At 71.5% G+C, this 15578-nt stretch carries 11 protein-coding genes, 2 tRNA genes and 2 pseudogenes; 7 read left to right on the top strand and 8 right to left on the bottom strand.

What is annotated here, in order from left to right; genetic code table 11:
- Positions 1 to 25 precede the first annotated feature (25 nt).
- Together ACIBJF_RS12110 and ACIBJF_RS12115 are read right to left on the bottom strand one after the other, a co-directional pair.
- Positions 26 to 166, bottom strand: a complete 141-nt coding sequence (locus ACIBJF_RS12110; protein ID WP_399173583.1) for a hypothetical protein — start codon at positions 164 to 166, stop codon at positions 26 to 28.
- 1 nt (position 167) lies between these two features.
- Positions 168 to 848, bottom strand: coding sequence for a vancomycin high temperature exclusion protein (locus ACIBJF_RS12115; protein WP_399173584.1), 681 nt, complete (start codon positions 846 to 848; stop codon positions 168 to 170).
- Between the two features lie 163 nt (positions 849 to 1011).
- Here ACIBJF_RS12115 and ACIBJF_RS12120 point away from each other — a divergent pair, with 163 nt between their 5' ends.
- The 4 genes from ACIBJF_RS12120 to dnaG all read left to right on the top strand — a co-directional run bounded on the left by ACIBJF_RS12120 (position 1012) and on the right by dnaG (position 6567).
- Positions 1012 to 1872, top strand: a complete 861-nt coding sequence (locus ACIBJF_RS12120; RefSeq protein WP_399173585.1) for a sirohydrochlorin chelatase — start codon at positions 1012 to 1014, stop codon at positions 1870 to 1872.
- A gap of 107 nt (positions 1873 to 1979) precedes the next feature.
- Positions 1980 to 3254, top strand: coding sequence for a deoxyguanosinetriphosphate triphosphohydrolase (locus ACIBJF_RS12125; RefSeq protein ID WP_399173586.1), 1275 nt, complete (start codon positions 1980 to 1982; stop codon positions 3252 to 3254).
- Between the two features lie 104 nt (positions 3255 to 3358).
- Positions 3359 to 4624, top strand: coding sequence for an NAD(P)/FAD-dependent oxidoreductase (locus ACIBJF_RS12130; RefSeq protein ID WP_399173587.1), 1266 nt, complete (start codon positions 3359 to 3361; stop codon positions 4622 to 4624).
- A 38-nt stretch (positions 4625 to 4662) separates the two neighbouring features.
- Positions 4663 to 6567: a DNA primase gene (dnaG, locus tag ACIBJF_RS12135; protein ID WP_399173588.1), complete on the top strand. Its 1905-nt coding sequence runs from the start codon at positions 4663 to 4665 to the stop codon at positions 6565 to 6567.
- Here dnaG and ACIBJF_RS12140 read toward each other — a convergent pair.
- Together ACIBJF_RS12140 and ACIBJF_RS12145 are read right to left on the bottom strand one after the other, a co-directional pair.
- Positions 6564 to 7549 (bottom strand): annotated as a pseudogene (locus ACIBJF_RS12140) (nucleotidyl transferase AbiEii/AbiGii toxin family protein). The gene dnaG and the pseudogene ACIBJF_RS12140 overlap by 4 nt on opposite strands.
- Entirely contained in the window at positions 7546 to 8172 is a 627-nt protein-coding gene (locus ACIBJF_RS12145) for a hypothetical protein (protein WP_399173589.1), read from the bottom strand. The pseudogene ACIBJF_RS12140 and the gene ACIBJF_RS12145 overlap by 4 nt, the downstream one beginning before the upstream one ends.
- A 111-nt stretch (positions 8173 to 8283) precedes the next feature.
- On the opposite strand from ACIBJF_RS12145, the pseudogene ACIBJF_RS12150 reads away from it, so the two are divergent.
- Positions 8284 to 9583, top strand: a pseudogene (locus ACIBJF_RS12150) (RNA polymerase sigma factor).
- A gap of 32 nt (positions 9584 to 9615) precedes the next feature.
- On the opposite strand, the gene ACIBJF_RS12155 reads toward ACIBJF_RS12150, so the two are convergent.
- From ACIBJF_RS12155 to ACIBJF_RS12170, 4 genes are all read right to left on the bottom strand, one after another.
- Complete coding sequence (locus tag ACIBJF_RS12155; protein ID WP_399173590.1) at positions 9616 to 11544, bottom strand: ABC transporter ATP-binding protein; 1929 nt, start codon at positions 11542 to 11544, stop codon at positions 9616 to 9618.
- Positions 11544 to 13277, bottom strand: coding sequence for an ABC transporter ATP-binding protein (locus tag ACIBJF_RS12160; protein WP_399173591.1), 1734 nt, complete (start codon positions 13275 to 13277; stop codon positions 11544 to 11546). Before ACIBJF_RS12160 ends, ACIBJF_RS12155 begins: the two co-directional genes overlap by 1 nt.
- 113 nt (positions 13278 to 13390) lie before the next feature.
- Complete coding sequence (locus ACIBJF_RS12165) at positions 13391 to 14830, bottom strand: FGGY family carbohydrate kinase (RefSeq protein WP_399173592.1); 1440 nt, start codon at positions 14828 to 14830, stop codon at positions 13391 to 13393.
- Positions 14831 to 14902: 72 nt separating this feature from the next.
- Positions 14903 to 15208 carry a YtxH domain-containing protein gene (locus ACIBJF_RS12170; RefSeq protein ID WP_399173593.1) on the bottom strand — a complete coding sequence of 102 codons (306 nt, stop codon included), beginning with the start codon at positions 15206 to 15208 and terminating at the stop codon, positions 14903 to 14905.
- Between the two features lie 159 nt (positions 15209 to 15367).
- Here ACIBJF_RS12170 and ACIBJF_RS12175 point away from each other — a divergent pair.
- Together ACIBJF_RS12175 and ACIBJF_RS12180 are read left to right on the top strand one after the other, a co-directional pair.
- A tRNA-Asn gene (locus tag ACIBJF_RS12175) sits at positions 15368 to 15440 on the top strand.
- Positions 15441 to 15446: 6 nt separating this feature from the next.
- A tRNA-Asn gene (locus ACIBJF_RS12180) sits at positions 15447 to 15519 on the top strand.
- Positions 15520 to 15578: the final 59 nt, after the last annotated feature.

Genomic DNA, 15578 nt, shown 5'->3' on the forward strand with positions numbered 1-15578 from the left:
GTGTTACGGCCCCGGCCGCTTCCCGTTACACGCCCGGCACGGCGACCTCCCCGCCGGACCGGTGACGCCGTGAGGTCGTCGTCGCCCTCCCGGAAATCGACCCCTTGCCGAGCGGGAAGGCCTCCCGCACCCGGCGCTCGGCGGGCGTCAGGTCCGTGATCTCCACCTCAGCCCCGCGCCCCCGCCAGCGCCTTGGCGACCCCGTTCTCCCGTGGCCCGAGGAACGTCGGATCCGGATGGAACACAGCGTCCAGCACCGCCTTGCCCGCCGCGAACACCTCGCGCGTCCCGCCGAAGTACCAGGTCACATCGTGCTTGGCGTCGACCCCGACCCCGTACGAGTCCACCCCCGCCGCCTCGCACAGCGCCACCGCCCGCCGGATGTGGAACCCCTGGCTGATCAGCACGGCCCGGTCCACGCCGAAGATCTTCCTGGCCCGCACACAGGAGTCCCAGGTGTCGAACCCGGCGTAGTCGCTGACGATCCGCTTGTCCGGCACCCCGTGCTTCCTGAGGTAGGCGCGCATCGCGTCGGGCTCGTCGTAGTCCTTGCGGCTGTTGTCCCCGGTCACCAGGACGACCTCGACCCGCCCCGCCCGGTACAGCTTCGCCGCCGCGTCCAGCCGGTGCGCGAGATACGGCGACGGCTCCCCGTTCCACAGCCCGGCCCCGAACACCATGGCGACCTGGGTGCGCGGGGCGTCCGCCGTCGTGCGCAGCCGGTCCGCCGTGGACACGAACAGCCAGGTCGCCGGCAGCAGCGCCAGCACACACCCGGCCATCACGGCCTGCACCAGCCGCCGCTGTCCCGTGCGGGTGCGCGGCAGCCGCGGTCGACGGATCTTCATACGGCCCCCCAGGGATCGGCTCCGACCGGTTCCGACCATGGAGGACGTCACCGGCGGCCGTCCGGTTCGCCTCACATCGGGCATCCGTACGACGTGAAGCGGCGGAAAACGCTCGTGACGGCCCGGCAACGGCCACGCAACCTGGCGCCATCAGGATCCTTTCATGACGGCGTCGCATCCTCCCCGGTCCGAGTTCCGCGTCCACCTCGACAGCACGGCGCACCTCATGGACAGCATCAGCAGCCAGCTCGCCAGCCGGCTCCGGCTGGTCTCGCCGCTCGGCCACCGCCGCACGGCCCCGCCCGCCCTCGTCCTGGTCGCCCACGGCAGCCGCGACCCGCGCGCGCTGGAGACCGTACGGACGCTGGCGGACCGGGTGCGCGAACTGCGCCCCGCTCTTTCCGTCCACCTCGGCCACATCGAGCTGAACGAGCCCCTGCTCCCGGACACCCTCGCCGCGCTCGGCGACACCTCCGCCGTCCTGGTCCCGCTGCTCCTCTCCCGCGGCTACCACGTCAAGCAGGACATCCCCGGGATGGCCGCCGCCGCCCCGGGACCCACCCGCCTGGCGGCCCCGCTCGGCCCGCACCCGCTGCTGGTGGAGGCCCTCTACGACCGCCTGGTCGAGGCCGGCTGGCCCACGGTCATGGACCCGGCCGCGCGCCGTGCGAGCGCGGTCGTCCTGGCCGCCGCCGGTTCCCGCGACCCCGACTCGGCCACCGACACCCGCCGCACGGCCCGCCTCCTCGCGGATCGGCTGGGGGTGCCGGTCGTCCCGGCCTACGCCTCGGCGGCGACCCCGACCGTCCCGACGGCGGTACGGGCCCTGGCCGCCAGGGGCCGGCACCGGGTGGCGATCGCCTCGTACTTCACGGCTCCGGGACGTTTCGCGACGCAGTGCGCGGACCAGGCCCCGTGGATAGCCTCGGCTCCTCTGGGCGCCCACCCGGCGATGGCCCGGCTGATCCTGCACCGGTACGACCAGGCACGGGTGACGAGGCAGGCGGAACTGGCTTCGGCCTGAGGCAACCCGCGGGGCACGCACCCGCGCCCGCCGAACGACACACCCCGGCAGACGATTGGGCGCACCGCCAACACCCTTTTGTCACTGCCGACGCTTACTGTCGAATCATGGAAGGCACACCCAACGGAACCTACGACCCGACCTCAGCGGAGCGTTGGGCCCCCGAGCCGGACAAACGCCCCGGCCGCACCGCCTTCCAACGCGACCGCGCCCGCATCCTGCACAGCGCGGCCCTACGGCGCCTCGCCGGCAAGACACAGGTCGTCACGCCGGGCGAGCGCAGCGCCAGCGCCTGGGACGCCAGCCCCAGAACAAGGCTCACCCACTCACTCGAATGCGCCCAGGTGGGCCGGGAGCTGGGCGCGGCCCTCGGCTGTGACCCCGACCTGGTGGAGGCCGCCTGCCTGGCCCACGACCTCGGCCACCCGCCCTTCGGCCACAACGGCGAACAGGCCCTGAACGCCTTCGCCGACGACTGCGGCGGCTTCGAGGGCAACGCCCAGTCCCTCAGGCTCCTCACCCGCATCGAGCCCAAACGGTTCACCGAGGACCGCTCGGTCGGCCTCAACCTCACCCGCGCCACCCTCGACGCCGCCACCAAGTACCCCTGGCCGCGCGGCGCCCACCCCACCGACCCGGCGTCGAGGAAGTTCGGGGTCTACGAGGACGACCGCCCGGTGTTCGACTGGGTCAGAGCGCACGCCCCGGGCACCCGCACCTGCTTCGAGGCCCAGGTCATGGACTGGTCGGACGACGTGGCGTACTCGGTGCACGACGTCGAGGACGGCCTGCACGCCGGCCACATCGACCCCAACTGCCTGCACGCCGAGCCCGAGCGGCAGGCGGTGTTCGAGGTCGCCATCGGCCGGTACGTCCCGGCCGGCACCGACCCGGCCGAACTCTCCGCCGCCCTCGACCGGCTCCAGGACGAGGAGTGGTGGCCGCACGGCTACGACGGCACCGCGGTCGCCCAGGCCCGGCTGAAGGACGCCACCAGCCAGCTCATCGGCCGGTTCTGCCTGGCCGCCGAGGGCGCCACCCGCGCCGCGTACGGCACCGGTCGGCTCACCCGGTACGACGCCGAGCTCGTCGTACCCCGCGAGGCCCGCATGGAGTGCGCGGTGCTCAAGGCGGTCGCGGACCGGTACGTGATGCAGCGCGCCGAGCAGGAGCGGCTGCGCGCGGACCAGCGGGTCGTCGTGGCGGAACTGGCGGAGGCGCTCACCGCCCGCGCGCCGGACGGGCTGGATCCCCAGTTTCGGGCACTGTTCGACGGGGCAGGCGACGACCACGCACGCAAGCGGGTGATCGTCGACCAGATCGCCTCCCTCACCGACGCCTCCGCGCGCTCGCTGCACGCGAGACTTACGGGGCATATGTGAGAGGAACATGACCGTCCGTGGCCTGATCGGGTCACTCCCTCTTCCCGCAGCACGCCCGGTGCGGGACGCTCGCATGTGGCGGCACCCTTACGAGGAGGCATCAAGTGGTCGACGCGGATCAGACATTCGTCATCGTCGGGGGCGGACTCGCCGGCGCGAAGGCGGCCGAGACGCTCCGGGCGGAGGGCTTCACCGGCCGGGTGATACTGATCAGTGACGAGCGCGACCACCCCTACGAGCGACCGCCGCTGTCCAAGGGGTATCTGCTCGGCAAGGAGGAGCGCGACAGCGTCTTCGTGCACGAACCGGCCTGGTACGCGCAGAACGACATCGAGCTGCACCTCGGCCAGTTCGTGGACCGCATCGACCGCGGCGCGAAGACGGTCCGCTTCGGCGACGACGGCACCCTCGTGCGCTACGACAAGCTGCTGCTGGTCACCGGTGCCGAGCCCCGCCGCCTGGACATCCCGGGCACCGACCTGGCGGGCGTGCACCATCTGCGCCGGCTCGCGCACGCCGAGCGGCTCAAGGGCGTGCTGAGCTCGCTCGGCCGGGACAACGGGCACATCGTGATCGCGGGCGCCGGCTGGATCGGCCTGGAGGTCGCGGCGGCGGCCCGCGAGTACGGCGCGGAGGTCACGGTGCTCGAACCGGCGCCGACCCCGCTGCACGGCGTCCTCGGCCCCGAGCTGGGCGGGGTCTTCGCGGAGCTGCACCGCGAGCACGGCGTCCGCTTCCACTTCGGGCGGCAGCTCACCGAGATCGTCGGCCAGGACGGCATGGTCCTCGCGGCCCGCACCGACGACGGCGAGGAGCACCCGGCGCACGACGTCCTGGCCGCGATCGGGGCGGCGCCCCGGGTCGGCCTCGCGGAGGCGGCGGGCCTGGAGATCGCCGACCGGGCGCACGGCGGCGGCATCGTCGTCGACGAGCGGCTGCGCACCTCCGACCCGGACATCTACGCGGCCGGTGACGTGGCGAACTTCCCCCTCGCCCTGTTCGACACCCGGATGCGGGTCGAGCACTGGGCGAACGCGCTGAACGGCGGCCCGGCGGCGGCCCGCGCGATGCTGGGCCAGGACGTGACGTACGACCGTGTGCCGTACTTCTTCACCGACCAGTACGACCTGGGCATGGAGTACAGCGGGTGGGCGCCGGCCGGGTCGTACGACCAGGTGGTGATCCGGGGCGACGCCGGGAAACGGGAGTTCATCGCGTTCTGGGTGAGGGAGGGACGCGTGCTGGCCGGGATGAACGTGAACGTGTGGGATGTCACAGAGCAGATCCAGAAGCTGATCCGGGCCAAGGCCCAGGTGGACACGGAGGCCCTGGCCGACCCGCACGTGCCGCTGGACAGCCTCACCTCCTGAGGACCGGGACTGTCACAGCACCCCCGTAGAATTCACGCGTGGCAGGACGGATCAACGACGAGGACGTGAAGGCGGTACGGGACGCGGTCCCGATCGACGCCGTGGTCTCCGAGTACCTCCAGCTGCGCAACGCGGGCGGCGGCAACCTCAAGGGTCTGTGCCCGTTCCACGACGAGAAGTCGCCGTCCTTCCAGGTCAGCCCGAGCAAGGGACTCTTCCACTGCTTCGGCTGCCAGGAGGGCGGCGACACCATCACCTTCGTGATGAAGGTGGACCACCTCTCCTTCTCGGAGGCGGTCGAGCGGCTCGCCGCCCAGGCCGGCATCACCCTGCGTTACGAGGAGGGCGGGTACAACCCGGCCCACCAGCGCGGCGAGCGCATCCGCCTGGTCGAGGCGCACAAGATCGCCGCGCAGTGGTACGCAGAGCAGCTCGCCACCAGCCCCGAGGCCGAGACCGGCCGGGTCTTCCTCGCCGAGCGCGGCTTCGACCAGGCCGCCGCCGTCCACTTCGGCGTCGGCTACAGCCCCCAGGGCTGGGACCACCTCACCCGCTACCTGCGCGGCAAGGGATTCACCGACAAGGAGCTGATCCTCTCCGGGCTGTCCCAGGAGGGCCGCCGCGGCCCCATCGACCGCTTCCGGGGCCGCCTGATGTGGCCCATCCGCGACATCGGCGGCGAGGTCGTCGGCTTCGGCGCCCGCAAGCTGTACGAGGCGGACAACGGCCCGAAGTACCTGAACACGCCCGACACGGCGATCTACCGGAAGAGCCAGGTGCTGTACGGCATCGACCTGGCGAAGAAGGAGATCGCCAAGAGCAGCCGCGCGGTCGTGGTCGAGGGCTACACCGACGTCATGGCCTGCCATCTCGCCGGAGTGACGACCGCGATCGCGACCTGCGGCACGGCCTTCGGCGGCGAGCACATCAAGATCCTCCGCCGGCTGCTGATGGACAACGGCAGCGCACGCGTGATCTTCACCTTCGACGGCGACGTGGCCGGCCAGAAGGCGGCCCTGCGCGCCTTCGAGGACGACCAGAAGTTCGCCGCCGAGACCTACATCGCCATCGCGCCCGACGGCATGGACCCCTGCGAGCTGCGCCTGGCCAAGGGCGACGAGGCGGTGGCGGACCTGGCCGAGCCGCGGACCCCCCTGTTCGAGTTCGCGCTCCGCCAGATCGTGAGCCGCTACGACCTGGACACGCCGGCCGGCCGCGCGGCGGCGCTGGACGAGGCCGCGCCGATCGTCGCCCGCATCAAGAACAGCGGCGCCCAGCACGAGGTCGCCGTCGAGCTGGCCGGCATGCTCGGCATCCTCGACACCCAGTTCGTGGTCCGGCGCGTAGCTCAGCTGGCCCGCTGGGCCCGGGAGGGCAAGGGCTCGCAGCAGCAGGGCCGTTCCCGCCCGGCCGACCAGCAGTGGGCGGCGGCGCCGCGCCCGGCGAGCAGCGGCCCGGCCCTCACCCTGCGCAACCCCGTCTACGCCGCCGAACGCGAACTGCTCAAACTCGCCCTCCAGCGCCCCGAGCTGGTCTCCCCGGCCTTCGACGCCTACGGCGTGGACGAGTTCACCGCGCCGCCGTACGCGGCCGTGCGCCAGGCGATCGCGGAGGCGGGCGGCGCCGAGTACGGCGTGTCCGACCCGCAGGAATACCTGGTCAGGGTCCGGGAGGCGGCCCCGGACGACACCGTCCGCGCGATGGTCACCGAGCTGGCCGTCGAGCCGATCCTGCGCCGCACGGTCGACGAGACCTACGCCGGCACGGTCCTGGTCCAGATCCGCCGCCGCGCCGTCGAGCGCCGCATCCACGACATCCAGTCCCAGCTGACCCGCCTCGCCACCGGCGGCGACCCCGCCCGGCTGGCCGCCGTACAGAACGAGATGTGGGTGCTGCAGCAGTACGACCAGGCGTTGCGCGAGCGGGGCGCGGAGGCGCTCTAGCCGGCCTCGGGCGGGAAGGCCTTGGTCACCGCACGCACCAGCCGGTCCGCGAATTCCCGCTCGCGGTCGGTGAACTGGGGGTACTCGGTGACGAAGTGGTGCCACTCGACCTGGTGGGCCGCCTCCGCCAGGTCCGCCAGGGGGACCGGCTTCTCCGTGGCGGGGTTGGGCCACTCACCGGACTCCCTGAGCACCTGTTGCAGCAGCTCGTGGGAGAGCGGATGGCGCTCGGCGAGCAGGACGGCGTCGTACAGGTCCTTGCCCTGCGGGTAGAGGTCGGTGATCAGCCACATGAGCTTCCACACCAGCGACAGCCCCGGCGTCGCGGCGAGCAGCACCGCGCCGCCCGGCAGCTCCACCGGCTCGGGTGCCTGCGGCAGCCGCTCGTTGAAGACGAAGTCCAGCTGTACGTGCCCGCCGGGCAGGCCGGGAGCCGACCAGGGCAGGACCATGCGGCGGCCGGGGACGCGCTCGTAGGTCCAGATGTCCTCCACGACCGCGTCCCGCGCCGAGAAGCCGACCTCACCCCCGCAGGCCTGCGCGGCCTCCGCAATCCCCCGGATCATCCGGTTCGTGCGCGCCTCCTCGATCCCCCAGTCCGCCGGTACGACGACGAAGTCCAGGTCACCGGGCTCGCGGGCCGCCTCCCCGAACCACAGCGACATCAGCAGGCTGCCGCGCAGCACCAGCGCGTCCGCCCACTCCGAGTCGGCGATCGCGGCCAGGACCAGGTGCAGCGCCCGCCGCCGGGCCGTACGCCAGGCCTCGCCGCGTGCCGGTCGGCGAAGACGGGGTCGGTGGCGCGATAGGCGTTCTGGTACTGCTTGAGGGCCGGTTCGAAGACGGGGCGCTGGGTGACGTCGCCGCCGGATACCCAGGTCAGCGTGCGCGGCAGGTCGTTCGCCCGCCGAGTCGTCTCGTCCAGCGGCTCGTGCGGTATCTCCTCGCTGCGCCACCCGAAGCTGTCCCACGCCCCGCTCATGCCCGCACCTCCTGCACGGCCCGCTCCTCGATCCACCCGTCGTCCACCGACTCGTCGCTGTCGTACAGCACGAACTCCCGTTCCACGCCCAGCACTTCGAGCCCGTCCAGCTCCGCGAGCAGCAGCCGCAGCGCCTCTTCGGCCTCCGCGTCGCGGACGCCCCGGCAGCGCTGCGTCACGAACCGCTCGTGCCGTCCGCCCTCGCGCACCCGGCGCGCGTTCCACGACAGGTGCGCGCCGTGCGGGACCACCCGCGCGGCCAGTTCGGCGAGGTCCGCGCCGGCGTCCAGCAGGAGCTTCACATGGTGCTCGAAATAGTGCGCGCCCCCGCACGGCCCGTCCGGCACCTCCGGCGCCCACGGCACCGACTCCGTCTTCACCCGGACCGGCGTGAAACCCGCCGAGCGCAGCGCCGCCACCGTCCGGTCCGCCCGCGCCGACTGCTCGGCGTACGAGGCCGAACCGGCCAGGGTCAGCATCGGCTGGTCCCGCATCCGCCCGCGGGCCAGCACGATGTGCGTCAGCTTCAGCCCGGCCGCGTCCGCCCAGCCGCGCAGCCGCTCCGTCTCGGCGGGGTCGGCGCAGCGGACGGTGACATGGCTTTCGTACAGAAGTCCGGACACCCGGGAATCCTCCCAGATCAAGGCCGTACACGGCCCCCGGTTTTCCTACGCCGATCACCGTCCGGTCACGAACCGGACGCAAAAAGTCACCGCAAGCCCCTCGTGGCGGGGATGTGTCGTACCCCACACTGGGTCCGGTGCCCGAGTCCTCGGTGCGCAGGCCGTCGACTCTCCGCTCCCGAAGTACCGCTGCCGCACACCTTCAGCAGCGATCATCCTGGAGGTCGCCCCCGTGCAGACCCAGACCCTCACTCAGACCGACAGCGCCACCAGTACCACCAGTACCACCGGCACGACCGCGGACGAGCCGGACGCAGAGCTGGACGTCCTCGTGGCCGTGCCCCCGCAGAGCCGCTCCGCCCTCCACGCGGAGGCGGTGCACGCCGAGCCGGCGGAACCACCGGCGGAGGCGCTCGTGGACGAGCCCGAGGAGGACGGCGAACCGCTGGAGGCCGCCGAGCCCGCCGAGCCACCGGTCGCGGCCCGGGCCGACACCGGCGGCCCCTCGGCCGATCTGTTCCGCCAGTACCTGCGCGAGATCGGCCGCATCCCGCTGCTCACCGCCGCCGAGGAGGTCGAACTCGCCCGCCGCGTCGAGGCCGGCCTGTTCGCCGAGGAGAAGCTGGGCAACACCCCCGATCTGGACAGCGAGTTGGCCCTGGATCTGGACCGGCTCGTGGTGATGGGCCGGATGGCCAAGCGGCGGCTGATCGAGGCCAATCTGCGGCTCGTGGTCTCCGTCGCCAAGCGGTACGTCGGGCGCGGGCTGACCATGCTCGACCTGGTCCAGGAGGGCAACCTCGGGCTGATCCGGGCGGTGGAGAAGTTCGACTACGCCCGCGGCTACAAGTTCTCGACGTACGCCACCTGGTGGATCCGCCAGGCCATGTCCCGGGCCCTCGCCGACCAGGCCCGCACCATCCGCGTCCCGGTGCACGTGGTGGAGCTGATCAACCGGGTCGTCCGGGTGCAGCGCCGCATGCTCCAGGAGCGGGGCTACGAGCCGACGCCCGAGGAGGTCGCCGCGCACCTCGACCTGCCGCCCGAGCGGGTCTCCGAGGTGCTGCGCCTGGCCCAGGAACCGGTCTCGCTGCACGCCCCGGTCGGCGAGGAGGACGACGTGGCCCTCGGCGACCTGATCGAGGACGGCGACGCGGCGAGCCCGGTGGAGTCGGCGGCGTTCCTGCTGCTCCGGCAGCACCTGGAGGCCGTGCTGTCCACCCTCGGTGAGCGCGAGCGCAAGGTCGTCCAGCTCCGCTACGGCCTCATCGACGGCCGCCCCCGCACGCTGGAGGAGATAGGCCGGCTGTTCGGGGTGACCCGGGAGCGGATACGGCAGATCGAGTCCAAGACCCTCAGCAAGCTCCGGGACCACGCCTTCGCGGACCAGCTCAGGGGCTACCTGGACTGAAAGGGGGCCGCCGGACGGCGGCCCCCCCGTGCCTAGTCCACCTCGGCCACGGCCTGCGCGAACTGGGCCTTGTACAGCCGGGCGTACGCACCGTCGGCCGCCAACAGCTCGGCGTGCGCGCCCTGTTCCACGATCGACCCGTTCTCCATGACGAGAATCGTGTCCGCGTCGCGGATCGTCGACAGCCGGTGCGCGATCACGAACGACGTCCGTCCCGCGGCCAGCTTCGCCATCGCCTTCTGGATCAGCACCTCGGTCCGGGTGTCGACCGAACTCGTCGCCTCGTCCAGCACCAGGATCGTCGGGTCGGACAGGAAGGCCCGCGCGATGGTGATGAGCTGCTTCTCACCCGCGCTGACGCCCGTGCCCTCGTCGTCGATCACGGTGTCGTACCCCTCGGGGAGGGTGCGGATGAACCGGTCGGCGTGCGCCGCCCGTGCCGCCTCCTCGATCTCCCCGCGGGTGACCTCCCTGGACGCCCCGTACGCGATGTTCTCCGCGATCGTGCCGCCGAACAGCCAGGTGTCCTGCAGCACCATGCCGATCCCGGACCGGAGTTCGTCCCGGGACATCTTCCGGATGTCGACCCCGTCGAGGGTGATCCGGCCGCCCGACACGTCGTAGAACCGCATCAGCAGGTTGACCAGCGTGGTCTTGCCCGCGCCCGTCGGACCGACGATCGCGACCGTGTGACCGGGCTCCACCGTGAGCGAGAGGTCCTCGATCAGCGGCTTCTCCGGGTCGTACCGGAAGGACACGTGCTCCAGCCGCACCCGGCCGCGCAGCTGTGCCGGCCGCTCGCCCGGCACCGGATCCGCCTCCTGCTCCTCCGCGTCCAGGAGTTCGAAGATCCGCTCGGCCGAGGCGACACCGGACTGCACCAGGTTCGCCATCGACGCGACCTGCGTCAACGGCATCGAGAACTGCCGCGAGTACTGGATGAAGGCCTGGACGTCACCGATGGACAGGGCGCCGGATGCGACCCGCAGGCCACCGACCACCGCCACGAGCACGTAGTTCAGGTTCGACACGAACATCATCAGCGGCTGCATGACACCGCTGTTGAACTGCGCCTTGAACCCGGCCTCGTACAGCGCCTCGTTCTGCTCGGCGAACTGCTTCGCCGACTCCTCCTGCCGGCCGAACACCTTCACCAGGGTGTGCCCGGTGTACATCTCCTCGACGTGCGCGTTCAGCTTGCCGGTGGAGCGCCACTGCTGCACGAAGTGCGGCTGCGAGCGCTTGCCGACCCGGGTGGCCACCAGGAACGACAGCGGCACGGTGACCAGGGCGACCAGCGCCAGGATCCAGGAGACGTAGAACATCATCACGAGCACGCCGATGATGGTCAGCAGCGAGTTGATCAGCTGCCCCATCGACTGCTGGAGCGTCTGCCCGATGTTGTCGATGTCGTTGGTCGCGCGGGAGAGCACCTCGCCGCGCTGGCGCTTGTCGAAGTACGACAGCGGCAGCCGCGACAGCTTCGCCTGCACGGACTCGCGCATCCGGTACATCGTGCGGTTCACGGCCCGGTTGACCAGCCGGGTGGCCACCGCCATCAGCAGGCCGGCGACCATGAACGTACACAGCGCGAGCAGCAGGACGTTGCCGACGGCACCGAAGTCGATGCCCTTGCCGGGCGTGAAGTCGGTGCTCTTCAGCATGTCCGCGATGGAGCCCTGGCCATGGGCCCGCATCCGGTCGAGGACCTGCTCCTTGGTGGCCCCGGCCGGCATCTGCCGGCCGATGATGCCGGCGAAGACCAGGTCGGTGGCCCTGCCGAGGATCTTCGGGCCGATCACGCTGAGGGTCACGCTGACGACCACGCACAGCAGCAGGCCGTAGATCGTGACCCGTTCCGGTCTGAAAAGGGAGACGAGCCGCTTGCCCGACCCCTTGAAGTCCATCGAGCGCTGGTCGGGGCCGCCCCCGGCCATCATGCGTCCCATGGGCCCGGCCATCAGGCAGCCTCCGCTTCCGTCAGCTGGGAGAGCACGATCTCCCGGTAGGTCTCGTTGCCCGCCATCAGCTCGTGGTGCCGGCCGGAGCCGACGACCCGGCCCTCGTCCAGCACGATGATCCGGTCCGCGTCCCGGATGGTCGCCACCCGCTGGGCGACGATGACGACGGTCGCCTCGGCTGTCTCGCGGGCGAGCGCGCCGCGCAGGGCCGCGTCGGTGGCGTAGTCGAGCGCGGAGAAGGAGTCGTCGAAGAGGTAGATCTCCGGCCGCTGCACCAGGGTGCGGGCGATGGCGAGCCGCTGGCGCTGGCCGCCGGAGACGTTCGTGCCGCCCTGCGCGATCGGCGCGTCGAGGCCGCCCTCCAGCTTGCTCACGAACTCCTTGGCCTGCGCCACCTCAAGCGCGTGCCACAGCTCCTCGTCGGTGGCGTCCGGGTTGCCGTAGCGCAGGTTGGTGGCGACCGTCCCCGCGAACAGGTACGGCTTCTGCGGCACCAGGCCGACTGTCTTCGCCAGCAGCCTCGGGTCGACCTCCTGGACGTCCACGCCGTCGACGAGCACCTCGCCCTCGGTGGCGTCGAACAGCCGCGGGACCAGCCCGAGCAGCGTCGACTTGCCGCTGCCGGTGGAGCCGATCACGGCCGTCACCTCACCGGGCCGGGCCACCAGGTCGATGGACTTCAGCACCGGCTCCTCGGCACCCGGATAGCGGAAGCCCGCGCCTCGGATCTCCAGGTGGCCGTGCCGGCGCAGCTCGGTGACCGGCGCGAGGGGCGGCACCACGCTGGAGTCGGTGCCGAGGACCTCGTCGATGCGCTCGGCGCACACCTCCGCGCGCGGCACCATCATGAACATGAAGGTCGCCATCATCACGGACATGACGATCTGCATCAGATAGGCGAGGAAGGCGGTCAGGTCGCCGATCTGCATTCCGCCGCTGTCGATGCGGTGCGCGCCGAACCACACCACCGCGATGGACGACAGGTTCACCACCGTCATGACGATCGGGAACATCAGCGCGAGCATCCGGCCGGTGGCCAGCTGCATCTCGGTCAGGTCGCCGTTGGCCTTCCCGAACCGGCCCTGCTCGTACTCGTCGCGCACGAAGGCGCGGATCACCCGGTTGCCGGTGATCTGCTCGCGCAGCACCCGGTTCACCGTGTCCAGGCGGACCTGCATCGACCGGAACAGCGGGCGCAGCCGGCGCACGATGAGCGTCACGCAGATCGCCAGCACCGGCACGACGGCGACGAGCACCCCGGACAGCGGCACGTCCAGGCCGAGCGCCAGCACGATGCCGCCCACGCACATGATGGGCGCCGACGCCATCAGCGTGAACGTCATCAGGGCCAGCATCTGGACCTGCTGTACGTCGTTCGTCGTACGCGTGATGAGCGAGGGCGCCCCGAAGTGACCCACCTCGCGCGCGGAGAAGGACTGCACGCGGTCGAAGACGGCACCGCGCACGTCCCTGCCGAGCGCGGAGGCGGTCCGCGCGCCGAAGTACACGGCGCCGATGTTGCAGACGACCTGCGCGAGCGAGATGCCGATCATCAGGGCGCCGAAGGACAGGATGTAGTCCGTGTCCCCCTTCACGACACCGTTGTCGATGATGTGCGCGTTCAGCGTGGGCAGGTAGAGGGTGGCGCAGGTCTGGAGGAACTGCAGCAGCACCAGGAGGGCGATGGGTTTCCTGTAGGGCCTGAGATAGGTCCGCAGAAGTCGTATGAGCACGTTGCGTCTCTCGGAGTCGGCGGGTGGGGGCTGGTCGGTTGCCCTTGGCCCCTATCGTCGGACACTCCACCCGCGTTACCTCAACCGAATAACCGGCGGACCGGCCTCTTGAGCTAAGAGCGGAACGCCCCCGGGTGGGTCTGCTCCCGAACCGCCGTGAACTGCTGCCGCACCGCCTGCCCGACGGGCAGCTCGTCGCCCGGCTCCAGCACCTGTGCCGCCGCGCCCTGCCAGGCCGGCGGGGTACGCGGATCGAGCGCGCCCTGCGACACACCGAGCGCCCAGGCCGCCTGCCGGGCCGCGCCGATCGCCGCGTAGTCCGCGGGCTGCGGTACGACGACCTGCGCGCCGAACAGCGAGGGCGCCGAGGCCTGCACGGCGGGCAGCTCGGCAGCCGGGCCGAGCAGGAAGATCCGCCGCACGTCCACGCCCCGCCCGCGCAGCACGTCCAGCGCGTCGCCGAGCCCGCACAGCATGCCCTCGAACGCGGCCCGCGCCAGATGCTCGGGCTTCATCGACTCGCGCCTGAGGCCCGCGATCGTCCCGGCGGTGTGCGGCAGATTCGGCGTCCGCTCACCCTCCAGATAGGGGAGCAGGACCAGTCCGTGCGCGCCGGGCGTGGACTTCATCGCCAGCTCGGACAGGCTCTCCAGGTCCGGCAGCCCGAGGAGTTCGGCGGTCCCGCGCAGGGTCCGCACGGCGTTCAGAGTGGTCACGACCGGCAGGTGCATGCCGGTGGCGTCGGCGAGCGAGGTGATCATCCCGGACTGGTCGGCGAGGGCCTCGGGGTGCACGGCCATCACGGACCCGGAGGCGCCGAGGGAGACGACGGCGTCCCCCAGCCCGATCCCGAGCCCGAACGCGGCGGCCATGGTCTCCCCGGTCCCGGCGGAGATCAGCAGCCCCTCCGGGGTCGTACCGGCCGCGTCCGACGGGCCGATCACCTCCGGCAGCATCGCCTGATGACCGAGCGCCAGCTCGACCAGGTCGGGCCGGTAGGCGCCGGTGGCCGCCGACCAGTACCCGGTACCGGACGCCCCACCGCGATCGGTGGTCCTTCTGACCGGCCGTCCGAGCAACTGCCAGACCAGCCAGTCGTGCGCCTGGAGCAGTACGGCCGTGCGGCGGGCGTTCTCGGGCTCGCTCTTGGCGAGCCAGCGCAGCTTGGTGACCGGTTGCGCGGCGGCCGGTACGCACCCGACGGCCTGCGCCCAGGCCTCCCGGCCGCCGACGGCGTCGACGAGATCCGCCGCCGCGACCTGCGCCCGCTTGTCGCCGCCGACCAGCGCCGGGCGCACGGTGTTGCCCTGGGCGTCCAGCGGGACCAGCGCGTTCTGCTGGGCCGACACACCGATGGCCTGTACGCCCTCCAGGAGGCCGCCGCCGGCCGCCTCACCGAGGGAGAGCAGCCAGGCCTGCGGGTCCACGTCGCTGGGCCGGCCCTCCACTGGATGCGGGGCGTACCCCTGCCGCAGTACGGCACCGGTGTCCGAATCGCAGACCACGATGCGCGTGAAGTCCGGTGAGCTGTCCAAGCCGGCGACTATCCCCATGCCCTGAATTTTGCAGCATTCCTGTGGATGCGGTGGCCCGGGGCGCCCAAGGGGGTGGGGATGCGCGCACGCCTACGTGTTGCTGGAGCCCCAGTCGTCCTCGGGCGTGCCGTTCAGGTTCCGCTCCCGAAGGGAACGCACCCGCTGGGCCACCGTCTCCGGGACCCGGTCGCCGACCCGGTCGCTGACCGTGTGGAAGGCCTTGCCGGCGTACTGGCGGCCCTGCTGGGCGGCGGACTCGGCCGTGTTGCGGACGGCCGGGTTCTGCGCGATCCGCCGAGCGGACTTCTTCAGCTGCTCGTAGCGCTCGCGTCCGGCCCTCGTGCCGAGTACGTAACCGAGGGCCAGTCCGGCGACGAACGTGAGCCGGTAGCGCATGGCTGCCACCCTTCCTTTGCCTAGGTCTGCGGTGCGACGTGGGCGCCGGGGCGAACCGATTGGCGGACCACCCCCCTGCTTGCGCTAATGTATGTGTCGCAGCGAGCGAGCGCCCCCTGGCGAATACCCGGGGAGGTACGTTCGATGCAAACGAGGCGATCCTCCGTAGCTCAATTGGCAGAGCAGCCGGCTGTTAACCGGCAGGTTACTGGTTCGAGTCCAGTCGGGGGAGCTTCGGTCCTCCGTAGCTCAATTGGCAGAGCAGCCGGCTGTTAACCGGCAGGTTACTGGTTCGAGTCCAGTCGGGGGAGCGCGATGAACGAGGACCCCTGGGGGGTCCTTTTTCATGCCCGGCGGAACCGCCGCGCCT

Origin of the sequence: Streptomyces sp. NPDC050743 (genome assembly GCF_044456925.1) — a bacterium.
Classification (GTDB): domain Bacteria; phylum Actinomycetota; class Actinomycetes; order Streptomycetales; family Streptomycetaceae; genus Streptomyces.